The following is a 23,077-nucleotide window of genomic DNA, read 5'->3' on the forward strand; positions in this document are numbered from 1 at the left end:
GAGACGCATGAGCGAGACCGTCGACTCGGACCTGTACGCCCGGACGAAGGCCCTGTTAGAGCCCGGCGACATCGAGTTAGTGGGCTGTATCGTCCACACGGACCTCGACGGCCAGCAGGACCTGGAGATGCACGAGCTGACGGTCGCCGCCAACGAGGTCATCGCCGACCACGCGGGGAAAGGCGAGACGTACATCGAGGCGGGCAACGACGACACGAACTTCTCGTCGAACCAGTTTCAGGGACTCACGCTCGACGGCGAGGAGTTCGTCTGGGAGTGTCAGCAGCTCCTCCGCGACGGCGCCTTCGACATCGTGTTCTACTACGAGGCGACCGTCGACCAGGAGGCGCTCGCGGCCGACCTCGCCGATCTCGACGACGTCGACCGCGTGACGCAGGTCCCCTGAGCGGGAGCGACAGCGAGCCCCAGATCCGACTCCCGTGACCGACACCGTCCTGATTCCCGGCGGCCGCGACGTGCGCGCCACGCTCGACACCGCAGCGAGCGACGCCGACACGGTCGTCGTCGCCTGCCCGCCGCACCCGCAGCAGCGCGGCCACCGCGGCGACGAGCGGCTGGTGGCCGTGAGCGACGCCCTGACCGACCGGGGGATCGACTGCCTCCGGTTCGACTACGGCGACTGGGACGAGGGGTACGGTGAGACCACCGACGCGGATCGGGCGGTCGGCTGGGCGCTCGACCGCTACGACCGCGTCGGGCTGTTCGGCTTCTCGTTCGGCGGCACGGTCGCGCTCGTCGCGGCCGCGTCGCGGCCCGAACTGGCCGGTGTCTGCGCGCTCGCCCCGACGGCGCGCCTGAACCCCGACGTCGACGCGGTCGCGGCGCTCGACGACCTCGTCGAACGCGGCGTGCCGGTTCGGATCCTGTACGCGACGCGCGACTCGACGGCGGACTGGAAGCCAGTGGTCGAGCGGGCGGAGGAGTTGGGCGTCGAGACGGTCGCGTTCGAGTCCGACCACTTCTTCATCGGGCGGATCGGGGAGATAAGCGAGGCGGCCGCGGCGTTTCTCGGACCGCGGCTTCGCGACGATTTATAAGCGGCAGCGCTTCGTCCGGACTATTCGCTCCCGACCTTCGTCGTCACCCGGAACGTCTCGGGCGGGCTGAGGATGCCGGCGACCGTCCCCATCGAGTGGACGACGGTGATCAGCGGGGCCAGCGGGACCGCCAGCGCCCACCGGCGGTGGTCGTCGCCGTAGTAGCCGACGCCGAGGAGGAACCAGCCGAGCGTACACAGCGCCAGTCCCATCGACGCTACGAAGAACAGTCCGCTGTAGGCGATCGTCACGCTGAGCAGCGACAGCGGGACGACGAGCAGGGTGACGATCGGCGAGAGCGCCCACGCGTAGTTGCGGACCCTCGTCAGCAGTTCGTACCGGAACGGGAGCATCGCCGACGCCTGGAGGTTTCCGGCCGCCCAGCGGCGGCGCTGCTGGACGATCTCGTACAGCGACGGCGGCGCCTCGTTCCGGCAGACCGCGTCCGACAGCGCGAACGTCACGTCGAACTCCCGGAACGCGGCCCAGACGAACGCGGTGTCCTCGACCAGCGTCTCGCGGTCCCACGTCGTCTCGTCTTCCACCTCGGTCCGGACCGCGATGCCGCCGCCCCACGCGAACAGCGGGATCGAGAGGCGCGCGAACGCGCGCTGTTCGACCTGGACGCCCATCCGGTAGATGTCGGCCAGGTAACTGAGGTTCGACCCAGTGAGTCGGGGCTTCTCGCGGAGCTGGACGATGTCCGCGTCCGGGAGGCCGTCGAGCGACTCGACGATACTGTCCTCGTCGAGGTACAGCACGAACTCCCGCTGAGGGTCCAGCGCCTGGCGCGCCCACTCCTGGGCGCGCCCCTTCCGGACCGCGTCACACGCGAACTCCTCCGGGACGACGTGGACGGTCGCCCCGCTCACGTCGATCTCCGACTCCGCGATCACGTGGACGTCGTCGAGCCCCTCGGGCAGGGAGTCGACCGTGTCCTGAACGACTTCGGCGGCGTCGACGGTCATGATACGGACCTGAATCTCGTCGAGGCCGTACTCGTTGGGCGGCGCCTCGTAGCCCGCGCCCACGACTCCCGTGAGCACGAACCAGACGAGCGCGGTCGCGCCGAAGAGGAGCGTCACGCCCCAGAGCGCGATCCCGAACAGCGACCCGAGTCCGCCGTCGCCGACTGCGGTGGTTGCCGCCGCCTGCGCGGGAGCGGTGCCCGGGCCGGAGAGGACCGTCGGTGCGAACAGCGTCGCGAGGCCGCCGACGACGAGCGCCAGCGTCACCCCGATCAGTGCGATACGTTCGGTGTTCATCGTGCCCCCCACTCCCGCGCCGAGCCCTATGAACCGTCCAAACGTTACAGGAGAATTCAGTCGTATTTCGACCGGATTTACGCGCTTAATCCGATCTGATTCGAGACAATCCACAGACTGCGGCGCTATGGTGCGTGTTGGTATGTTTCACGGTGTCGGCTCTGTGTTTCGCGGTTCGAGCCGTCGATCGGCCCGGGTGCTCGGGGCGCGCGCGTCAGCGGTCGCCGATCAGCTCCGCCGCCAGCCGCTCGCCGCGGGCTGGCCTCCGCCGGGGTCCTCGGGAGGGGCGCGGCCGGGGAACGCGTCGCCCCCGCGTCGACCGCGCGTCGCCGTGGAGCCTCCCGCGCTAGCGCGGTCAGTTGTACCCGCGCCAGCGGTGGCCGCACTCCTTGCATTTAAAAAACCGGGTCGGCGGCTCGTCCGCGGCGCCGGTCTGTTTGATCGTGTACCACGCCTCGCCGTGGCCGCACTCGTCGCAGACGACGTCTGTCGCGGTCGGCTTCCCCTCGAAGTTGGCGCCCTCCTCCGTCTCGATCACCTCGTCGCCGGTCTGTTCGGTCGTCGACTCGAACTCGGCCGCGAGCCCCTCGTCGCGCTCGGCGGTGCCGCCGCAGTCGTCGTTCTGACACACCATCTCCCCGTCGCGAGAGACCATCATCGAGCCGCAGTCGTCACAGAACTGCATATACGTGTTCGACAGGGGGTCGAGCGGTTTAGGTCCGGTGGGTGCGATCGAGACGAAGAAGCGCGAGGGGATTTATAAACGAGCTCACACCGAGATTGCGGTCGACGTATCGGGAATCGCTGCCGTGGGCTCTCCGAAAACCTCTGCCGCTCTTTTATAAATAGGTGTCAGTAGCTCAGCGTTGAACACCGCCAAATCCCCAGTCGCTGGCTTATAAATAGCTGAGAACAGATCGGCGGCGAACACCGCCAAAGCCCCAGCCGCGAGGACTCGCGCGGCTTGCTGCGCTCCTCGTCGCTCACTCCGTTCGCTCCTGCGGTGCTTACTGCGCCGTGCTTCGCCCTCGCGGCTGCCCCTTTGAGTCCCACCCCGCACCCGCACCGCACAGCACCGCACCTCACGCCTCCCCAGCCTCGTCAGCCGGCCTCCGCTACGCTCCGGCCGGCTGACTCCCTCGCGCGTGCTCCTCGCGGCCAAGGGCCGCTCGCAGGCACGCGCCACCGCATCTCGTTTATAAGTGGTTTCCCCTCACTGGCCCGTCAGCCGCCGACCCGCTCCCACACGAGGTGAACGGCGATGCCGACGAGGAACGCGACGCCGAGGTTCGTCGCGATCGCGAGGAGGCCGATCCCGACCGAGAGGGCGCGGTTTCCCGAATCAGTGACGTTGCGCGCCAAGGAGACGGCGACGATGGCGAGGAGCGCGCCGAGCATCGCCAGCGGGAACGCCGCGATGAGCGCGGGCGTGGCGAAGAGCGCGGCGACGAGGTAGCCGGCGCCGAGGACGACGTTCGCGCCGCCGGTCCGCGCGCCGAAGGCGTACTTGCCGGCGACCCCGTCGCAGCCGTGGCACATGGGAATCCCGCCGAGCGGCACCGCGATTAGGTTGGTGATCCCCATGCTCGTCGACAGCTCGTCGGGGGTGACGTCGGCGTCGAGCAGGTCCGAGAAGAGGAGGGAGGTCGCCAGCGCGGCGTTGCCGATGGTCATGGCCAACTGCGCGACCACGCCGTCGAAGGTGGCCCGCGTGAGCGCCGTTCCGAACGCCGGCGTCGGCGGCGCACCGGGCAGCCGTGGCGTCGGCACGCCGGCGACGACGAGCGCGGTCGCGACGCCGAGGAGGGCAACGGCCAGCGCGCTCGCCTTCCCGTGGCCCGCGAGCGCGAACGCGGCGGCGACCGCGACACCGACGAGCGCGACGAGCGGGTCGTCGACCGCGAGTTCGATCCCCGTCTCCAAGAGGACGAGCCCGACCGCGAACTGGACGCCGCGGATGACGGGCTCGCCGATCCAGCGCTCGACGTACGCGAGCGTCCCGGACAGTCCGATCGCGAGGAGGACGACGCCGAGGATCATCCCCGCGAGCGCGAGCTCGGCGTAGGTGAGCGCGCCCGCGATCGCGAGCGCGGCCAGCGCCTTCATCGGCTCGACGGACACCGGGAGGCCGTACCGGACCCCCCAGACGACCTGGAACGCGCCGAAGGCGACGAGCGCGTGCGGCAGCGACACGTCCGTCAGCAGCGCCAGCGCGACGACGAGCGGAATGACCGTAATCGAATCCCCTATCGCGCCGGTGACCGCCCCCGACCCGAACTCGATCGACCGGTACCCCTTCGAACCGAATTTCACCACGTGACGAGGGCATTATCTGCCGAGGTGACTTGAACGTGTTCAGAAATTTCTGGTGGATGCGCTACCGTCAGAGAGAAACTACTTACGGTTACTCTTCGTCGAAGGCGGGATCCTCCGCGTCGACCATCGGGCAGTCGCGGACTCGGAACCGAGAGAAGTCGACCGACTCGACGATTTCGGTCCCCTCGTGGGTACACGCCGTCTCCGGCGGCGCCGTGAAGTGCGGGCACTGCTGGCAGTAGCTCCGCTTGTCGACCACGCGCTCGTCACCGGTCGTCCCCGACCCCGGCGTCTGCCCCAGATCGCCGACCGCACCGCCCTCGGCGGCGTCGTCGAACTCGGTCGCGTCGGCGCCGACCGACGTCCCCTCGTCGAGCGCCTCCCACACGTCCTCCTCGCCGACGTCGCCGCTCCCCATGGACTCGAAGGGATCCTCGTCGGTCGGCGAGCCGGCGGCGTCGGCGTCCAGTTCGGCGAACGGGTCGTCCGCCGGGGCGCTCGGTTCGGGGTCCGCGGACGCGCTCGGCTCCGGGTCCGCCCAAGCCGATGTCTCGCTGCCGTCGTCGGTAGCTGCGGCGTCCGTTTCCCACCCGATATCGGCGTCGTCGGAGCCGCGGGCGTCGTCTCGGGCGGGGTCGGGGCCGTCGTCGACTCCCTCGCCGAGCGCCGCGAAGGGGTCGTCGGCTTCGTCCGCGTCGGGCTCGTCGAAGCCGTCGTCGGTCTCGTCGCTCGGTTCGTCGCCGAACGGATCGTCACCGAAGGGGTCCCCGTCCGAGTCGTCGTCGCCGAAGGGATCGGCCTCCGGGTCGTCCGACCGGTCGTCGCTCATCGACGGTCTCCGTCCGGTCCGCCGTCGCTCGCGGCGGTGCTCGTCCGGTCCGTCGTCCGGCCCGTCTCGTCGCCGTCGTCGGCAGCGACGTCGCCGTCGATAGCTGGCGCATCCCCGACGAGGAGCTTCGACGTGCCGAGGAAGCCGGTGTTCGGCTCCAAGTCCTCGAACCGGCGCCCGCAGTGGGGACACTCCGGCGCCGACAGCAGCCCCAGTTCGACGCCGCCGCCGCAGTGGTCGCAGTCCGCGGTCCGCACCCCGTGTCGGTTCGCCGTCCGCGTCAGCGCGTCCACGCGCTCGCGATCGGCGCGGTCGCGCTCGGCCGCGTCGAGCCGGCGTTTGACTCTGACGACCGCGTTCGCGACCCGCGAGAGCTTGTCGTCGATCTCGGTCAGTTTCTCCCCCGAGATCCCGTCGAGGTCCGCCTCGACGGCGTCCAGTCGGTCGTCGACGCCGCCGAGTTGATCGTCGACCCCATCGAGGCGGTCGTCGACGCCGTCCAGTCGGTCGCGGACCGCGTCCAGGTCGTCGAGGCGGTCGTCGAGCGCCTCCAGCCGCTCCCGGAGGTCGTCGACCCGGTCCGCGGACGGCGCGTCGGCGACGGCCGCGTCGAGGCGGTCGAGCCGGGTGGCGACCTCTTCCAGTTCGTCGGCGAGCTCGTCGATCCGCGCCGCGGCCGCGCCCTCCGCGTCGCCGGCGTCTCCGTCGTCCTCCGCGCCCCCCTCGGCGGCGTCGAGCGACTCCACCTCGCGGTAGAGGTCGACGAACCGCTCGCGGAGGTCGGCGACCTTCTCGTCCAGCTCCGCGTCGAGGTCGTCGAGGCGGGCCTCGATCGCCGCCACCTCCTCGGAATCGGGGACGTCGATCTCCTCGGACTCCGCGAGCGCGACGAGCGCGCGCTTGAGGAGCTCCTCGCGGCTCACGCCGGCGTCCTCGGCCGCGGCGTCGAGGGCGGCCGCCGCGGGGTCGAGGTCGCTCATCGCGGATCCTCCGTCATCTACCTGCCGTTGCGGGGCGAGGCTTAAGTAACCTGTCGCGCCGTTCTCCGGATCGATACTCGGCGACCGCCCGGTCCGGTGTCGGGAATCAGCTACCGGATCTTCCGCACGTCGCTGATGTCGAACCCGCCCTCGTGGATCTCGGTCTCGAAGCGAACGATGTTCTCGGCCTCCAGCCGCGAGAGCACCCCGCGGAACTCGCGGACGAACATCGTCCGGGCGCGCTGGGAGCCGCCGCTCTCCCAGGAGAACTGGAGGGTCCCGCCCGCGGCGTCCATCAGGGTGCCGAACTCGCGCTCGCGGAGCGCGTCGGTGTTCACCAACACGAGGACGAGGGCGTTCCACTCGTAGGCGGCCTTCTTCAGCCCCTTCATCACCATTGCGACGTCGCTCCAGTCGGTGTCGTCGGAGACCATCGAGACGAGGTCGGTGACGGAGTCGATGCAGACGAGGCTCCGCTCGCCGTGTTCCGAGAGGTAGTCGCCGAACGCGGTGAGCACGTCCTCGTACTCGCCGCGGTCGCCGAGCTCGGTGATCGACGCCGTCGCCGTCTCGTACCAGTCGCGCGGCACGGGCGACAGCTGGAAGTACTCCGGCGAGAGGTCGCGGAAGGAGATTTCGTCGACCGCCGCGTCGACTATCTCGTCGGCCATCGTGTACCCCATCTCGCGGGTGATCGCCTCGGTGTCGGCGGTAAAGGAGATGTAGTGGACGGACTCGGGCAGCGTCGCGTCGGCGTCGACGTCGCCGTAGTAGAGGTCGAACAGCTCCTCGTCGGCGCCCGCCAGCGCGTTCATCGCCGCGCTGGTGTACGCGAACTCCCGGGCGCCGGCGCCCGCCTCGCCCGCGAGCAGCACGACGCTTCCCGGCGGCGCGCCGCCCCCGAGGATCGAGTCGAGGCGCGCGACCCCGAACGGAACACTGGACATGGGTTAGGCCCCGTCGCCGCGGGGTTTAGTGTTACCCCTCTCCGGGTCGGCCGAGGGCAGTTCCGTCCCGCGCTCCGCGTCGATCCGCGCGCCCTCGTTCGAAGCGCGGACGACGGACACCTCGCCGCCGACTCCGGCCGCGTCGAGCGCGCGCTCGCCGGCGTCGCGCGCCGCCGCCGCGCGCTCCGCGTCGGTGACCCCGTAGACGGTCGGCCCCCACGAGGACTGCCCGGCGCCGAACACCGACGCGGCGCCCGACAGCGAGTCGACGACTTCGCCGACCGGCGGCCGGTACACGCCGCCCTGCTCGTCCGCGTACCACGCGCCGTTGAGACGGCCGATCTCGCCGACGGCGGCCCCGAACGCCTCCGCGTTTCCGGTCGCGACCGCGGGGAGAACGCGCCGCGTGACGATCCCGCCGATCCGGTCGGCGAGCCCCGGCTCCGCGCGCTCGACCGCGGTCCGCATCGCGTCGTCCTCGGCCGCGCCGCTCCGGCCGGCGTCCGCCTCGGGCTCGACGAGCAGGAACCGCCAGTCGTCGGGGACGGCGTGGCGCGCGGCCACGGGCGGGACGGTCCACTCGCCGTCCGCCGGGCGGTCCGTCGTGAAGCGCGCGGTCGGGTGGCCGGCGTCAAGGACGAACCCGCCCTCTTCGAACGTCGCGACGCCGACCCCGGAGCGCCCGCCGCGGCCGAGGGCCGGAGCGCGCTCGCGCACCCGGCCCGGCTCGCCGTGGGCGGTCGCGACCGCCGCGAGCGTCGCCGCCGCCAGCTGCGTCCCGCTGCCGAGGCCGGCGTGTCGCGGGAGCGACTCGCGGACCGCGATCCGGGCGCCGTCGACGCCGAGCAGGTCGACGGCCGCGGTCGCGTACTCGCGGGCGTCGTCGCGCACGCTCGGAGCGGAATCGGCCGACTCCGAGGAGGTCCCGTCTGCCTCGTCGACCGTCACGCGCACCGCCGCGGCCGGCTCCGCGTCGACGACGACGCGAGGGCTGGCGAGCCCCACGCCGAGGGCGCCGTACAGCCGCTCGTGCGAGAGGCTGAGGTTACAGAAGCCGAAGTGGAGCCGGGCCCCGGCGCTCGCGCGTGCCATCTCGTCGTCGCTTCGGGGCGGACTGATAAAGGGTCCGTGACCGTGGCGGGAGTTGCCTCGGACCCGGCGAGCGGACGCCTGAACCCCGCGAACGCGGCACCGGACGGTCGCGGCCGCTGAGGCGGCCGAACTGGTGCGCTTTTGAACGCGGGGAACCTCCGTTCGCGTATGACCGAAACGCTCAGGCTCGCGACCCGCGGGTCAGACTTAGCCCTTCGACAGGCCGAGACCGTCCGCGAGGCGCTGTCGAGCCGGCGCCGCGACGTCGAACTCCGGCAGGTGGAGACGCGCGGCGACCAGATCCCCGACGAACTGATCCACCGCCTCGGGAAGACGGGCGCGTTCGTGCGCGCCTTGGACGAGGAGGTGCTCGCCGGCGACGCCGACCTCGCGGTCCACTCGCTGAAGGACCTCCCGACCGAGGAGATGGCCGACCTCGTCGTCGCTGGCGTCCCCGAGCGCGCCCCCTCCGGCGACGTGGTCGTCCACCCCGACGGGTTCGGCATCGAGGACCTCCCGTCGGGCGCCGTCGTCGGCACCGGATCGCTCCGCCGGGGCGCGCAGATCCGCGCGGCGCGGCCGGACCTCACCGTCGAGCCGATCCGCGGCAACGTCGACACCCGGCTGGAGAAGCTGCTCGCGCCCGGCCTCCAGGCGGAACACGAGCGCCGACTGATCGCATCGGGCGAGGAGAGCGCGCTGACCGCCGAGGGCGACGGCGCGGAGGACGAGGGCGGCGAGGGCGACGAGGCCGAAACAGACAGCGACGAAATCGACGAGGAGTTCGACCGCACCGTCGAGGAGTGGTTCGACTCGCTGTCGGACCTCGAACGCGCGGCGATGGAGCGGCGGGTCGAGACCGAGTACGACGCGGTCGTCCTCGCTGAGGCGGGGCTCCGCCGCTCGAACCTCTTCCACGAGGTGGAGACGACGCGGCTCCCGCGCGAGGAGTTCGTCCCCGCGGCCGGACAGGGCGCCATCGCCGTCACCGCGAGCGACCCGGAGGTGATCGAAGCGGTCCGCGACGCGGTCGACCACTCGCGGACCCGCGTCGCGGTCACCGTCGAGCGGACGGTCCTCGGCGAGCTCAACGGGGGCTGCGTCGCGCCGATCGGCGTCTCCGCGATGGTTCAAGGCGAGCACGTCCACGTCCGCGCGCGGATCCTCTCGACCGACGGCACCGAGGAGGTGGCCGACACCCGCGACCTGCCGATCCGGTCGCACGCGACGGCCGCCGCCGAGTTCGCCGCGGACCTCGCGGAGCGTGGCGCCGACGACCTGATCGCCGAGGCGCGCGAGGCGGCGGAGACCGGGGAGGACAGTGAAGCGGAGACCGGGGAGGACGATGAGTGAGGACGCTGCCGGCACCGGCGCGGGCCCCGGATCGAACGCGGACGAGCCCCCGACGCGCGGTCGCGACGACCGAGTCGGCACCGTCTTCCTCGTCGGCTCCGGGCCGGGCGACCCGGACCTGCTCACGGTCAAGGCGAAGCGGCTGATCGAGTCGGCCGACGTGGTCCTCCACGACAAGCTCCCGGGTCCGGAGATCCTCGGCGAGATCCCCGAGGCGAAACGGGAGGACGTGGGGAAGCGCGCCGGCGGCGAGTGGACGCCGCAGGAGTACACCAACCGGCGCATGGTCGAACTGGCTCGCGAGGGGAACCGCGTCGTCCGGCTGAAGGGCGGCGACCCGTTCGTCTTCGGCCGCGGCGGCGAGGAGGCGGAACACCTCGCCGCCGAGGGGATTCCCTTCGAGGTCGTCCCGGGCGTCACCTCGGCCATCGCCGGCCCCGCGGTCGCCGGGATCCCGGTGACCCACCGCGACCACGCCTCCTCGGTCTCGTTCGTCACGGGCCACGAGGACCCGACGAAAGAGGAGTCGGCGGTGAACTGGGACGCGCTCGCGGCGACCGGCGGGACCATCGTCGTGCTGATGGGCGTCGGGAAGCTGCCGGCGTACACCGCCGCGCTCCGCGACGCCGGCCTCGACGGCGACACGCCGGTCGCGCTCGTCGAGCGCGCCACCTGGCCCGACACCCGCGTCGCGACCGGCACGCTCGACACTATCGTCGACGCCCGCGACGAGGCGGGGATCGAACCGCCCGCGGTGACCGTGATCGGCGACGTGGCGGCGACCCGTGACCGCGTCGTGACCTTCCTCGAAAACGCCGGCTCGGCCCCCGTACAGTCGGCGAGCGAGGACCAGAGAGAAGACGGGTCGGCCGGGGGTGACGAGGCGTGAGCGGCAACGGGGGTCGAAGACCGCGCGTGGCCGTCTTCCGGCCGGACGACGAGCGGATCGAGTCGGCCGTCGACCTGCTCCGCGATCTCGGCGCCGAGCCTGTCGCCGACCCGATGCTCGAGGTCGAGCCGACGGGGGCGGTTCCGGCGGACGCGCCGCTCGTCGTCCTCACGAGCAAGACCGGCGTCGAACTGGCCGCCGAGGCGGGCTGGGAGCCGGGCGACGCCGACCTCGCCGCCATCGGTCCCGCCACCGCCGCGGCCGCCCGCGAGGCCGGCTGGACGGTCGACGTCGTCCCGGAGGAGTACACCTCCGCCGGCCTCGTGGCGGCGCTCGAACCCCGCGTCGCGGGCGAGCGCGTCGTCGTCGCGCGCTCGGACCACGGCAGCGACGTCCTCCTCGACGGCCTGCGCGAGGCCGGCGCCGACGTGACCGAGACCGTCCTGTACCGGCTCACGCGACCGACCGGCGCGGGTGACGCTGCCGAGCTGGCCGCAGCCGGCGACCTCGACGCAGCCGCGTTCACCTCCTCGCTGACCGTCGACAACTTCCTCGCGGCGGCCGCGGACCGCGGCGTCGAGGACGCGGCTCGCGCCGGACTCGCGGACGCGGTGGTCGGCGTCATCGGCCCGCCGACCGCGGAGACGGCCGCGGACCGCGGGGTCGACGTCGACGTCGTCCCCGACGAGGCGTCGTTCGAGGCGCTCGCGACCGCGGTCGTCGACGCGCTCGACGTGGAATCGCCCCGCCAGGACTGACGCGCTGGGCCGGACGAGGGCCGCGACACTTTCTGTTGCGCTCCCGCCGAATCTCTCGCGATGATAACGGACGGGCGACCGCGCCGGCGACGCCCGCACGTACTTCTCGGCGCGGATGGCGCGGAAACCGGACCGCGCTGTCGACCGGATCGGGAGAGTATCAAATTGAATATTTTGAGGGCGTAATTTATACCCTTGTACGTGATAGAGGGTGCCATGGAACCGAGCGAGCGCTGGCTGCTGCGGGTCGAGGACGATGTCCTCGTCGTCGAGTTCCCACACGGGACTGGACTGAGCCCCGCGGACGGCGAGGCGCTCCTCGATCGGTGGCGGGGCGCGACGGACCCTAACACCGTCAACGCCGTCGTGATCGTCGTGCGGACGAGCCGTCCGTGTTCGGACGCTGGCCGTCGGGCGCTCCGCGAGTCCGCGCAGATCGCGGTCGCCCGTGGCGTCGACCGCTTCGCCGTCGTCGGTCAGCGCTCGAAGCGGCGGTACCTCAAGCGGACCATCGACGTCGAGGGCGTTGACACCGAGGCGTTCAACGACGACGACGCCGCGCTGCGGTGGGCGAAGTGCCCGTCCACGGCCCCCTCGTCCGTCGAGACCTCCTCGTAGTTAGCTCCCGCTCGCGGTCTCGTTATCCGCGTCGTCCGTCTCGTTGCCGCCGGTAGTGTCGTCCTCCTCGTCCTCCTCCTCGTCTGCTTCCGACTCGTCGCCTTCGTCTTCCTCGTCTTCGTCCTCTTCCTCCTCTTCGTCTTCGTCCTCTTCGTTCTCATCCTCTTCATCCTCCCCGTCCTCCTCGTCCTCGTCGTCGATCTCGTTGACGTCGACGTCGCGGCCCGCGACCCCGCTGCCCGAGATCACGGGTTTGAGGATGTATCCGTTGTTCTTCCCGCGCTTGACGACGTTGATGTCGAAGACGAAGCTCACCGCCTCGTCGGGCGTGACCTCGAACTCGTTCGTGATCTGGAGCTTCTCGCTCGGGAGCTTCACGTCGACCGCCTCGCCGTCGACGATCCCCGTCACCTCGGAGACCTCGAGTTCGATCTTCTCGTAGCTGCCCGCCGGGATCTCGCCGTCGAAGACGGCGATGGCGTCGTCCTCGACCACTTGCGTGAGATCGACCGTCGCGCCGTCGAGTTCGACGACGGTGAAGCCGCGATCCTCGTCGTCATCTTCGTCGTCCTCATCCTCATCCTCCGCTTCGACGTCTTCCTCGTCGTCCTCGCCGTCATCGACGTCCGTCTCGTTCGCGCCGTCGTCCTCGTCCGCCGTCTCGTTCGCGTCGTCGTCACCGGTTTCCGTGGCGTTCTGCTCGGTGTCGTCGTCCTCGGCGGCTTCTTCCTCGTCTTCCCCGTCTTCTTCGTCGTCTTCGTCGTCTTCATCGTCGCCGTCTCCGGCCTCGAAGATCCGAGCCCGGTCGAGGGTGACGTCCAGCCGGTCGAAGTCGCCGATGTCGGCCGGGGCGTCGCTGATGAGGAGCCTGAAGTTGCCCGTGAGTGTCTCCGAGCCGTCGGAGCCGTCGGAGCCGTCCGACGACGGGAGAGCCGCGTCTCCGGCGCAGCCGGCGAGCAGCGTCGCGCTCGCTCCGGCACCGAGGGCCACGAACTTCCGTCGGCCGAGGCCGTCGGTCGACACGCCCGTCAAGCGGTCGTCGCCTGTCGTTCGCGATCCGTCGTCGCCTGTCGTCTGCGATCGGTCAGTCATCGTGAGTGAACGAACGGGCCGCAGACGGGTATAAACGAGCGATACTCCGTCCGAATTTGTGCGGATAAAGCCGGTTTTAGCGCCGGTCGACGGGGTTCGAGACCAAACGGGCGGGCTCGACGACGCGGGCTACGGTTCCGCGGTGTCGATGCCGGCCGCCTCGACCACGCGCTCGGCGTGTCGCGTCGCGCGCTCGCGGACCGCCGCCGCGTCGATCCCGACGTGTTCGCCGTCCGCGTAGCGGACCTCGCCGTCGACCATCGCGAAGGTCACGTCGTCGCCGTGGGCGGCGTACACTAAGTGTGAGAGCGGGTCGTGGACCGGGGTCGCCCGCATGAGGTCGGTCGTGATCCCGATCACGTCGGCGCGGTGCCCCTCGCGGAGCGCGCCGAGGCGGTCGAAGCCGGCGGCCCGGGCGCCGTTGGTCGTCGCCATCTCCAGCACGGTCGGGGCCGGGAGGCGGGTCGGATCCCGGGCGTCGACCTTGCCGAGGAGGCTCGCCTGCCGCATCTCGGTGAAAGCGTCGAGGGTGTTGTTGCACGGCGGCCCGTCGTTGCCGAGCGCGACCGTGATGCCGCGGTCGAGGTAGTCCTGAACCGGGGCGATCCCCGAGGCGAGTTTCATGTTCGAGGAGGGGCAGTGGGTGACGACCGTGTCGGTCTCGGCGAGCACCTCGCGCTCGCGCTCGTCGGTGTGGACGCAGTGCGCGAGCGTCACGTCCGGTCCCGTCAGCCCGACCTCGTCGAGCCAGAGGACGTTCCGCTTCCCCGTGTCGGCCTCCACCGTCTCGATCTCGTCCTCGTTCTCGCTGGCGTGAGTGTGGATCGTCACGCCGTCGTATCGGTCGGCCAGCTCGCGGCAGCCGCGCAGGCACTCCTCGGTACAGGTGACGGCGAACCGCGGCGTGACCGCGTAGCGGACGCGACCATCAGCCGCGCCGTGGTACTCGCGGATGAGGGCCTCGCTCTCCGCGAGCGCGGCGTCGGTCTCCTCCAGCAGGCTGTCGGGAGAGTCCCGGTCCATCAGCACCTTGCCGAGCCGCGCGCGGATTCCAGTCTCGATCGCGGCCTCGAACGCCTCCTCGGCGTGGTTCACGGAGAGGTGGTCGACGACGGTCGTCGTCCCCGATTCGAGACACTCCAGGTAGCCCAGCTCGGCCGCGGCGCGCGTCGCCTCGGCGTCCATCGCGGCCTCCATCGGCAACACGGCGTCGAACAGCCAGTCGAGGAGGGCGTCGTCGTCGGCGATCCCCCGCCCCAGCGACTGGACGGAGTGGACGTGGCCGCCGACGAGCCCGGGCGCGACGATGTCGAACGCGCGCCGCTCGTGGTCGGGGTAGCGGTCGCGGAGGGCGCTCTCCTCGCCGACCGCGGCGATCGTGTTCCCCTCGACGACGACGGCGCCCTCGGGGATGACGGTCTCGGAGTCGGCGACGACGGTTCCGGCGATCAGCATGTCCGTCCGTTCCTGACGGTCGACCGGTAAGAGGCTGTCCGTTCGCGACCCCCCGATCCCGTCCGTTCGGGGCTGCCGGGCGATCGAATGTCGAGACAGCGGATCGGCCCGCCGACAGCGACATGATATTTAAATGCGGATGAGCGGTCGTCGCGATCGTTTATAAATGGCTGTGTGGTGGCGCGTGCCGGTGAGCGGCCGATAGGCCGCGAACCGCACGCGCGAGGGAGTCGGTCGCCGAGCGAAGCGACGGCGACCGACGAGGCTGGGGAGGAGTGAGGTGCGGGGCGGTGCTGTGCGGGCGGGACTCAAAGGGGCAGCCGCGAGGCGGGCGCAGGTGACGTAAGCACCGCAACGAGGGAGTGAACGGAGTGAGCGACCGAGTGAGGAGCGCAGCGAGCGTGCGCCCGCCTCGCGGCTGGGGCTTTGGCGGTGTTCGCCGTCGATCGACAGTCACCCATTTATAAGCGAGCGACCGGGGATTTGGAGGTGTTCACCGCCGAGCTATGGTCGGCTATTTATAAATAGCTCTTAGAACGACTCGATCCGTCCTATTCTAGTCGGCGGTCGCGAAACGCGCGGATCACGTCCTGCCGGGCGATGATCCCAACGATCCGCCCCTCCTCGTCGACCACGGGAACACGATTAATATCCGGGTCGTCCCCGACGAGGAGGTCCAACACGTCGTCGACGTCGCTGTCGGGCGTCACCGTCGCCACGTCGGCGCTCATCACCTCGGAGATGGGCCGGTCCGCGTTGCGGAGCATGTCGACGCCGAGGTCGAGGTCGGCCCACGGGCGCTTCACCTGATAGGAGAGCGTGTCGACGAACGGGGGGAGGCCGATCGGGATCCACAGTGTCTCGTCCTCGGGCTCGAACAGGTCGACGAGGTCGGACTCGGTGATCACGCCGACCACCCGCTCGTCGTCGTCGACGACCGGAAACCCGCTGAACTCGTAGCGGGCGAACCGCTTGAACACGTCGGCGACGTCGTCGTCGGGCGAGACCGTCTTCACGTCCGGTTCCATCAGGTCGCGGGCGGTCAGTGTCATACCGAAGCGTCACGGCGGGAGGCCGTAGGCGTTTCGCCCCGGCGGCGCGGCGGGACGCACGACGTGCTGCTCGCCGACGCAACGGACTTAGGGACCGGGAACGCAGTCGCTCGCATGCACCGGAAAGGTCACGTCGGGGCGTCGCTCGTCGTCTACGCCCCGCTCGGGTTCCTCGTCACGGCCCTCGCCTCGATAGAGGTCGGGCTCGTCGGCGCGGCCGGCGTCGCCTCGCTGGCGATGGTCCCGGATCTCGACATGCGCGTCCCCCTCGTCAAACACCGGGGGATCACCCACACCGTCTGGTTCGCGCTGCTCGTCGGCGTCGCCTTCGGGATCGTCGGGCTGGCGGCCGGCCTCCAAGGCGGCGGCGTCGAGGCGCTGCTGTTCGGCGGCGCCGCGTTCCTCTTCGGCGCCGTCACGATCGTCTCGCACCTCCTCGCCGACGCGCTGACGCCAATGGGGATCCGGCCGTTCGCGCCCGTGCGAGACACCGAGTACACGCTCGACCTGTTCACGGCGGCGAACCCGCTCGCGAACTACGCGCTGTTGGGGATGGGCGGCGTCGTCGCCGCGGTCGCGCTGGTCACGGGCGACGCAGTGCCGGTGTAGAAAACCTACATCCACCTGCCGTCGCGGAGTGAAATCAGCCACGAGACGAGTTGTTAGGCTGGTATTCATACATGAGACATTGTCACACAGATTCAAGTAGAGTGACAATAATCGTGATTTAACCAATGCGATTGCGGGACCTCGCGGACAAAGACTGGAACAGTTACGAGCAAAAACGGTTCATCAGGGATGACACGAAAGCAAAAACGGACGATTTTGATCCGGAGTCGTTCAAACACGATGGGTTCGATGACCGGGAAAAGTATCTAGAGACGTACGTCCCTGCGTTGGCGGATCCGGACCGCATCCGAACTGAGTTGAACGATTTTACCCCACCTCGACTCACGGCGATCAACGACTCACCGTACCAATCCCTCGTCATTAGGTACGGAATTCTCCGTCAACTCATTCAACAACCGGACTACAGTATGGCGAAAGGCGATCTGCTGGATGCGGTTCAAAACTGGCAGCGCTCGTTTATCGAGGCGTACGACGAAGACTCGTTCGAAGAGACGGACGATCTCCTCCATCTCGCGCAGGCTGCTGTCGACTACCAAAACCAGATCGATGACTCGGAGTTACACATGGTGTACAGCTACTTCGAGCTCCACAATCGGGCACAGGATAGTAAACACGAGTACTACACGTGGCTGGACTTCTTCAAACGTCTCTCGTCGTTCGGACGCTTCCCGAAGGTCTCTCGATCGGACAGCCCCGAGCACGCCCTCGACACGATTGAAAAAGGACTCTGGTCGCTTCAGGAGCAAGCCCTCGTGTATGAGGTAAACGACGAGTCGACAAAGGAACTCGTCGGAATCCCGGAGGACTATATCGAGGTTGTTCGAGACTGGCTGTACTACGAGATGTCGGAGGAGAACCTGCTAGCGATGCTCGAAACGCTCGATGTATTCGACCGACAATCAGTCTTGATCGATGCTCGCGAGCGCTTCGGGGTAGAAGGGAAGAACTACGGCCGGAACGAAAACCGCCGCGAGAATATCGCTAAGGCAGGAATATTCCCGAGCGAACTTCTGAGAGAAGTCGTCGATAAAGACGAATTAAAAAAGATCGTCGACCGCTACGGGCTCGACGCCCACAAGCGGAAGACGGACGATATGGTCTCTGCGATTATCGAGTACTTCGAGCAGTCACAGAAGTCGGTCGAGCAAGGAGAGCCGGCAGTCGATCTCTACCTCGATGCGTACGAGGATATCGCCGACGGGGCTGTTAATCAGGTCCCTCCTCAACTCCAAGATCTAATTGATGCTGATAACGCCGAAGAGAAGCTCGATATCCTCTTCGAGGAGGCCACGGGAGAGATCTTCCGCGAGGCGTTCAACCTAGAGGGAGTGAACCAACTCGGTCAGAAGGCGACCGGGATGGTCGCTGACGGCGAGATTGAGCAGGACGGGAATTGGCTTCTGTGGGACAACAAGCGCCGTCGAGAGAAGTTCAAACTGGGAAGCGACACCCGGAGTAAAATCAAGAACTACATCGACACAAAAGACAAACAGCACGATGTCGAGTGGTTCCTGATCATCGCACCGGACTTCACAGAGCAGGCGGCGATGAACGCCGAGCAACTCGAAATGCAAGTCGGGAAGGACATCCGACTGGTTCGCGCAGCGGATCTGAAGGAGCTCGCGCAACTCTGGAAAGAGGAGTACGCGGATACCAACCGAGAGTTACCGTTGTCCGTCTTCTTCGGCTCGGAGTTCTTCGACGTTGATAGAGCCGCTAGGTTGCTCGAACTGGAGTTCTCATAGTCTAGTTGATGACTGTACTGTATATGTTAAGTAACAGATATACGGTGAAATAAAAAGTCCGATCTGACGCAGCATCGCCGACATTTACTGCTCATGCAGCGTACTGTGAGAGTCAACGCCGAGCGCACGATATTGGCGGTTGGTGAGAACGGTAGCAGCGCTTGACAACACCCACCTGATCAAATAAAGTAGGTGGAGAACGTTATCGAAACACACGTGTGCTTTGTATTAATGTGTGAAAATATTCTCAATTCATCATAGAATTTCAGTTATGTCAGACACAGGTGAGTAATATCCATTTTCGCTAATCCAAGCGGATAACCAGTCATTTGCAGTTTCTATTTCAACAATATCCTTTGAGACGCATCTGGCTAGTAATCCAAGGGATCCAGTGTATTCAATATCATACTTGTCTGCAAAATCGCGAGCATCGCCGTCATCAGTGGCAACTGGAACCCCGTGAGCAAAAGAGGCATGTACAGCTGTAGCTTCTCCCCAGTCCAAGCGAGACATACACTCGGTGACAAAATCAACACCGGTTTCTGTATCTATATCAACTTGATTCATTTCAGCAGAGAGTAATAAATGATTGATTCCTTTGTCGATATTGTTATTATTGTGTGCCATCTCAGAAAAGGAGGAACATTTTATTAAATAACTTGTATTTTCAGTGTTTGAACGCCTTGGCGATGGCATTAGGTCAATTGCGTCATCTAAAAACTCGTATCCTTCCCGTTCTCCCCTCTCAGTCTCAATTATTACTGCTTTTGTGACTGCTGGTGGCTCATCAAAACTTTCGCAAAGCTCTGACATCGATTCAGTTTTTGAAAAATTAGAAATAACGGTTGTATCCAATATAATCTCAAAATCTGACATTCAGAATTAGATATCTAAGGCAGTCTGAACTTCATACTCAGCATCCTCAAGATTACTAGGACCCAGTCGGCAGTTCACAGCACTCTCAGATAGTACATCTCTAAATCGCTGGCGAGAGATCTCTGCGAATTCTGCTGCCTCACCCAGAGTCATTTCGCCGAGGACATACAGTCCTACAGCTAGCGCGAGATCAGAATCCCCTTCTGCCATCTCTGGATGGCTCATCTTGTTATCGTGATATTACTTGTGCCACTATTTTACTCTACCGGAGGTTCCGTTATCTGACGTATATTTTATCCGATGTGAATTACGATTACTGGATCGACCCGACCGCTTCGTGTACATTCTTGACAGAACGTGAACCTTGTTAAGACTGTCCAGCCCCTCTACGGAGGGTTATCACTCAACATGTGAATATTATGTTAGATGGCCGGGGTGGGCTCCGAACCCACGATCTCCGCATGTCCCAGGTCCGAGGCTCGGCGGAGCCACGGGAAGGACGCGGACGCTTCCAAGGCGTCACCGCACCGAATCTCCGAACCCTATGAGTGCGGCGCTATGTCCAGCTAAGCCACCCGGCCTCACCTTTTCGTACCGCGATGAGACTCTTTAACCTTCCCATCCGTCGGGAGGTTGTGAACCGATCGCAGATCGCCGCGGGCGGCCGCTTCCGAAGCGGTTCCGTGTCGCGGAAGCCGCAGCGTCGCGACCGGTTTCGCCGCGCGCTCGCGGCCGACCCAGCGGATTTATGCCGGGCGCGGCGTATCCCGGGCGTATGAGCCTCCCCGAACTGCTCGCGGCGACCGTCGGCGACGAGGACGTCGTCGCCGAGGTGCCGCTGGGCGGCGACGATCGACTCGCGGTCACGCCCACCCGGACCCTCGTCTTCCGCGGCGACGGCCTCCTCTCCGACGAGTCCGTCGACGAGTACGGCCACGACGTCGAGCGGATCGAGGTCTCAACGGGCCGCCGCAAGGCGAAGATCACCCTCGGGTACGGCCTCGACGGCGACGAGACGCTCTCGGTCCCCTCGAAGCGCGTCGACGACGTCCTCCACCCGATTCTCGCGGGCGTCCTCTCGGCGAGCGGCGTCACCGGCCCCGGTGAGACGGTCGTGCGCACCTTCCGCTTCTCGGAGCTCACCCTCATCGTCACCAGCGAGCGGCTGGTCAAACACGTCGGCTCTGCCGTCTGGGACGCCGAGTTCGAGGAGTTCCACTACGAGGACCTCACCGGCCTCGACTTCGAGGAGGGGACCGTCGCCACCGCGGTCGTCCTCGTCCACGACGGCCGCTCGGAGCGGTTCAAGGCCCCGAACGAGTCCGCCCGCGCGGTCCGGGAGACGCTCGCCGACGCGGTGTGTTCGTTCCACGGCGTCGACAGCTTAGAGGAGTTCCGCGTCGCCGCCGCGGAGACCGAGGAGTCGGCGCCGGACGCGGAGGCAAGCGGAACGACCGACTTCGGGGAGGGGCCTGATCCCCTCTCGGCGTCCCCCGCCGCCGACGCGGAGGCCGACGCCGACGGGCCCGAAACGGAACTGGACGGCGCGACCGGCGCCGCCGATCCGACCGCCGAGTCCGCTCCCAGCTCCGCGACCGACGACGCCGCCGACCCGGGCGCCGCGGCGTCGCAGTCGGCCGAGTCGGCTGTCGAGTCGGTTTCCGAGTCGTCGGAAGCCAACGACGACGATCCGCTGGGCGCGGACCCCCTCGCAACGGACGCGAGCGTCGACGACGCGACGGCGGACCCCCTCGACGACCCGACCGCGACGGAGTCTCCGGACGCGGACGCGACGGACCCGCTCGACGCGGACGCGACCGAGCCCGCGTCGGCCGCCGAGGGGATCGAACAGGAGGCCGGAGACGAGTCCGCGTCCGCGGTCAACGCTGAGGCGCTCTCGACGGACGCCGCCGGCGCCGAGTCGGCGACCGGAGACCCAGTCACCGACTCCGAGGTCGTCGCGCCCGACGCCGACGCCGACGGTCCCGTTCCCGGGGACGACGCGTTCGACGGGTCGCCGTTCGAGAGCGCCGGCGTCGAGGACGCTGACCTCGCGAGCGAGGTCGCCGCGCTGCGGCGCACCGTCGAGGCGCAGTCCGAGCGGCTCGACCGGCAGTCGGCGCTCATCGAACAGCTGATCGAGGAGCTTCGCCGGGGTCGGTGACGGACCGCTTTACCTCCGCGGCCCGATCCCCGGGAGCGGCCGCCCCGATTCTCTCGGCTGAGACTCGCGTCGGATCCGTTATCCGGCCGGCGGCGAACCCTCGACCGTGATCAGCGGACTGGGCGCCCGGGTCGGCGCGGTGTTGAGCGACGTCTCGAGCACGGAGGGGCGACTGGCGGTCACCGCCGCCATCGCCCTCGGGACGCTCGCGGTCGGGTGGCTACTGTTACCGAAGGCTGTCCGCGCCGGCGAGCGGACGGCCTCGGGCTGGGTCGAGCGGCTCGTCGACGATCGCCTGGCGGAGTCGACCGAGGGCGCCATCGAGACGTTCCGCGACGGCGTCCCGTCGTCGTTCCTCCTGCGGCTCGCGGTCGGAATCCTACAGATCGCGCTGTTCGCGCTCGCGGGCGTCGCAGTACTGACGCTGTGGGGACAGTTCGGACTCGTGATCGCGGTGTTACCCGTCGCCGAGGACGCCCTCACGGTCGGCGCGCAGGTCGTCGTCTCGGCGGTGTTGCTCGGCGGCGCCTACGTCGTCAGCGACGTGATCGAGGCGTACGTCGCCGACCTGTCGGCCGACAGCGACCGGATCACCGCCCACCAGGAACAGCTCCTCACCCGGCTCGCGCAGGTCGGCCTGCTCGTACTTGCCGGCATCACCGTCCTCGGGGTCTGGGGCGTGAACCTCGGCGGCCTCCTCGTCGGCGCCGGCTTCCTCGGGATCGTCCTCGGGATGGCGGCCCGGCAGACGCTGGGCTCGATGCTCGCCGGCTTCGTGTTGATGTTCTCGCGGCCGTTCGAGATCGGCGACTGGGTGGAGATCGGCGACGAGGAGGGGTTCGTCACCGACATCACGATCATGAACACCCACATGCGGAACTTCGACGGGGAGTACGTCGTGGTGCCCAACGACATCGTCGGCAACCAGGCGATCACGAACCGGAGCCGCGAGGGGCGCCTCCGGATCCATATGGAGGTGGGGATCGGGTACGACGACGACCCCGACGAGGCGGCCGGGATCGCGGAGGACGTCCTCTCCGGGATCGACACGATCGCGAACAACCCCGAGCCGTACGCGATCCCGTCCGGGTTCGGTGACTCCGCGATCCTCCTCGACCTCCGGTTCTGGATCGACCCGCCGACCCCGCAGGCGCGGTGGCGCTCGAAGGCGACCGCGGTCGAGGAGATACAGGACCGCTTCGCCGACGCCGGCATCTCGATCCCCTACCCGCAGCGGACCGTCACGTACCCGCCCGAGACGGCGGAAGCGGACGAGACCGTCGAGCGCGTCGAACGGGCCGACGAGCCGGTCGACGGCCGCCCGAGTGACGGCTCGGTCTGAAACTCTCCGGCGTTCCTCGGACCGCGATCCCGGACGCGCTTATAGACTCTCGGACGGTCCCGTGTACCCGCTCGGGAGCTCCGAGCCGCGGCCGGTGAACAGCCGCTCGAATCGCTCGATGCGCTCCAACACATAGCTGAGCGCCGCCGTGAGCGAGTCTGCGCCGATGGACAGCAGGTGGCGCGCGCCCTTCGTGCGGTCGGCGTGATAGAAGCTGATCTCGCCTTCCGGCTCGGTGTTCCGCTCCGGCATCACCACGAGGTCCTGTCTGCTGGGGTCGTGCCGGAAGACGAGGACGTCGGTGAGCGAGTCCGCGCCGTAGGTGACCACGTCGTGGAGGACGCTCCACTTCTCCGGCGTCTCCTCGGCGAGCGCGTCCGTGTCGACGACGTTCCGCATGGTCGTCGCCGTCGAGACGCCCTTCAGGCCGGACCCGCGCCGCTCCCGAAGCCACGCGAGGATCCGCTCGACAACGTCGCGGAGGCCATCGGGGCCGGAGAACCGGCCGGCCGACCGCTCCGCCGGCAGCGACCCCCGCGTCACTTCGGTCCGCTCTCCCATGCGAGAACCCCCGTCCTCATCGTGTTAATAGATACCGGTCGGGGTCCTCACCCGT

General features: G+C 67.9%; 23 protein-coding genes and 1 tRNA gene. 10 read left to right on the forward strand and 14 right to left on the reverse strand.

Going from position 1 to position 23,077, the window contains the following annotated elements; translation table 11 throughout:
- Positions 1-7 precede the first annotated feature (7 nt).
- Positions 8-406, forward strand: a complete 399-nt coding sequence (locus J7656_RS04270) for a DUF5778 family protein (RefSeq protein WP_211554198.1) — start codon at positions 8-10, stop codon at positions 404-406.
- A 34-nt stretch (positions 407-440) separates the two neighbouring features.
- Complete coding sequence (locus tag J7656_RS04275) at positions 441-1,058, forward strand: alpha/beta hydrolase (protein WP_211554200.1); 618 nt, start codon at positions 441-443, stop codon at positions 1,056-1,058.
- Between the two features lie 20 nt (positions 1,059-1,078).
- On the opposite strand, the gene J7656_RS04280 is transcribed toward J7656_RS04275, so the two are convergent.
- The 7 genes from J7656_RS04280 to J7656_RS04310 all read right to left on the reverse strand — a co-directional run bounded on the left by J7656_RS04280 (position 1,079) and on the right by J7656_RS04310 (position 8,487).
- Complete coding sequence (locus J7656_RS04280) at positions 1,079-2,323, reverse strand: glycosyltransferase family 2 protein (protein ID WP_211554202.1); 1,245 nt, start codon at positions 2,321-2,323, stop codon at positions 1,079-1,081.
- Between the two features lie 355 nt (positions 2,324-2,678).
- A complete protein-coding gene (locus J7656_RS04285) occupies positions 2,679-3,008 on the reverse strand; it encodes a transcription factor S (RefSeq protein WP_211554204.1) in 330 nt (109 codons plus the stop codon).
- Positions 3,009-3,547: 539 nt separating this feature from the next.
- Positions 3,548-4,639, reverse strand: a complete 1,092-nt coding sequence (locus J7656_RS04290) for a putative sulfate/molybdate transporter (protein ID WP_211554206.1) — start codon at positions 4,637-4,639, stop codon at positions 3,548-3,550.
- Positions 4,640-4,727: 88 nt separating this feature from the next.
- Positions 4,728-5,468: a DUF8135 domain-containing protein gene (locus J7656_RS04295; protein ID WP_211554207.1), complete on the reverse strand. Its 741-nt coding sequence runs from the start codon at positions 5,466-5,468 to the stop codon at positions 4,728-4,730.
- Entirely contained in the window at positions 5,465-6,448 is a 984-nt protein-coding gene (locus J7656_RS04300; RefSeq protein WP_211554208.1) for a hypothetical protein, read from the reverse strand. Before J7656_RS04300 ends, J7656_RS04295 begins: the two co-directional genes overlap by 4 nt.
- 110 nt (positions 6,449-6,558) lie before the next feature.
- A complete protein-coding gene (locus J7656_RS04305; RefSeq protein WP_211554209.1) occupies positions 6,559-7,395 on the reverse strand; it encodes an RAD55 family ATPase in 837 nt (278 codons plus the stop codon).
- 3 nt (positions 7,396-7,398) lie between these two features.
- Entirely contained in the window at positions 7,399-8,487 is a 1,089-nt protein-coding gene (locus J7656_RS04310) for a beta-ribofuranosylaminobenzene 5'-phosphate synthase family protein (protein ID WP_211554210.1), read from the reverse strand.
- Positions 8,488-8,655: 168 nt separating this feature from the next.
- On the opposite strand from J7656_RS04310, the gene hemC reads away from it, so the two are divergent.
- From hemC to J7656_RS04330, 4 genes are all read left to right on the forward strand, one after another.
- Positions 8,656-9,840 carry a hydroxymethylbilane synthase gene (hemC, locus tag J7656_RS04315; RefSeq protein WP_211554212.1) on the forward strand — a complete coding sequence of 395 codons (1,185 nt, stop codon included), beginning with the start codon at positions 8,656-8,658 and terminating at the stop codon, positions 9,838-9,840.
- Positions 9,833-10,729 (forward strand): uroporphyrinogen-III C-methyltransferase, encoded by an 897-nt coding sequence (gene cobA / locus J7656_RS04320; RefSeq protein WP_211554214.1) that lies wholly within the window; start codon positions 9,833-9,835, stop codon positions 10,727-10,729. Before hemC ends, cobA begins: the two co-directional genes overlap by 8 nt.
- The gene (locus J7656_RS04325) at positions 10,726-11,487 is read left to right on the forward strand and encodes a uroporphyrinogen-III synthase (RefSeq protein WP_026046276.1); all 762 of its coding nucleotides are present in this window, start codon (positions 10,726-10,728) and stop codon (positions 11,485-11,487) included. Before cobA ends, J7656_RS04325 begins: the two co-directional genes overlap by 4 nt.
- Positions 11,488-11,703: 216 nt before the next feature.
- Positions 11,704-12,105 (forward strand): hypothetical protein, encoded by a 402-nt coding sequence (locus J7656_RS04330; protein ID WP_211554215.1) that lies wholly within the window; start codon positions 11,704-11,706, stop codon positions 12,103-12,105.
- Here J7656_RS04330 and J7656_RS04335 read toward each other — a convergent pair whose 3' ends face one another.
- The 3 genes from J7656_RS04335 to J7656_RS04345 all read right to left on the reverse strand — a co-directional run bounded on the left by J7656_RS04335 (position 12,106) and on the right by J7656_RS04345 (position 15,704).
- Positions 12,106-13,197 carry a DUF4382 domain-containing protein gene (locus tag J7656_RS04335; protein ID WP_211554217.1) on the reverse strand — a complete coding sequence of 364 codons (1,092 nt, stop codon included), beginning with the start codon at positions 13,195-13,197 and terminating at the stop codon, positions 12,106-12,108.
- Between the two features lie 129 nt (positions 13,198-13,326).
- Entirely contained in the window at positions 13,327-14,652 is a 1,326-nt protein-coding gene (locus J7656_RS04340) for a 5'-deoxyadenosine deaminase (protein WP_211554218.1), read from the reverse strand.
- Positions 14,653-15,203: 551 nt separating this feature from the next.
- Positions 15,204-15,704, reverse strand: coding sequence for a CBS domain-containing protein (locus J7656_RS04345; protein WP_026046277.1), 501 nt, complete (start codon positions 15,702-15,704; stop codon positions 15,204-15,206).
- 114 nt (positions 15,705-15,818) lie between these two features.
- Here J7656_RS04345 and J7656_RS04350 point away from each other — a divergent pair, with 114 nt between their 5' ends.
- Positions 15,819-16,313 (forward strand): metal-dependent hydrolase, encoded by a 495-nt coding sequence (locus J7656_RS04350; protein WP_211554219.1) that lies wholly within the window; start codon positions 15,819-15,821, stop codon positions 16,311-16,313.
- 125 nt (positions 16,314-16,438) lie between these two features.
- Positions 16,439-18,079 carry a hypothetical protein gene (locus tag J7656_RS04355; RefSeq protein ID WP_017344075.1) on the forward strand — a complete coding sequence of 547 codons (1,641 nt, stop codon included), beginning with the start codon at positions 16,439-16,441 and terminating at the stop codon, positions 18,077-18,079.
- 255 nt (positions 18,080-18,334) lie between these two features.
- On the opposite strand, the gene J7656_RS04360 is transcribed toward J7656_RS04355, so the two are convergent.
- The 3 genes from J7656_RS04360 to J7656_RS04370 form a co-directional block, all read right to left on the reverse strand.
- Positions 18,335-18,955, reverse strand: a complete 621-nt coding sequence (locus J7656_RS04360) for a PIN domain-containing protein (RefSeq protein ID WP_155118216.1) — start codon at positions 18,953-18,955, stop codon at positions 18,335-18,337.
- A gap of 6 nt (positions 18,956-18,961) precedes the next feature.
- Entirely contained in the window at positions 18,962-19,180 is a 219-nt protein-coding gene (locus J7656_RS15245; RefSeq protein ID WP_082224272.1) for a UPF0175 family protein, read from the reverse strand.
- Positions 19,181-19,382: 202 nt separating this feature from the next.
- Positions 19,383-19,536 (reverse strand) — tRNA-Met (locus tag J7656_RS04370).
- A 194-nt stretch (positions 19,537-19,730) separates the two neighbouring features.
- On the opposite strand from J7656_RS04370, the gene J7656_RS04375 reads away from it, so the two are divergent.
- Both J7656_RS04375 and J7656_RS04380 read left to right on the forward strand, forming a co-directional pair.
- Positions 19,731-21,119, forward strand: coding sequence for a DUF7115 domain-containing protein (locus J7656_RS04375; protein WP_017344077.1), 1,389 nt, complete (start codon positions 19,731-19,733; stop codon positions 21,117-21,119).
- Between the two features lie 106 nt (positions 21,120-21,225).
- Positions 21,226-22,461 (forward strand): mechanosensitive ion channel family protein, encoded by a 1,236-nt coding sequence (locus J7656_RS04380; protein ID WP_017344078.1) that lies wholly within the window; start codon positions 21,226-21,228, stop codon positions 22,459-22,461.
- Between the two features lie 39 nt (positions 22,462-22,500).
- On the opposite strand, the gene J7656_RS04385 is transcribed toward J7656_RS04380, so the two are convergent.
- Positions 22,501-23,022 (reverse strand): hypothetical protein, encoded by a 522-nt coding sequence (locus J7656_RS04385; RefSeq protein WP_211554220.1) that lies wholly within the window; start codon positions 23,020-23,022, stop codon positions 22,501-22,503.
- Positions 23,023-23,077: the final 55 nt, after the last annotated feature.

It is taken from the genome of Halorubrum ruber (genome assembly GCF_018228765.1).
Lineage (GTDB): Archaea > Halobacteriota > Halobacteria > Halobacteriales > Haloferacaceae > Halorubrum > Halorubrum ruber.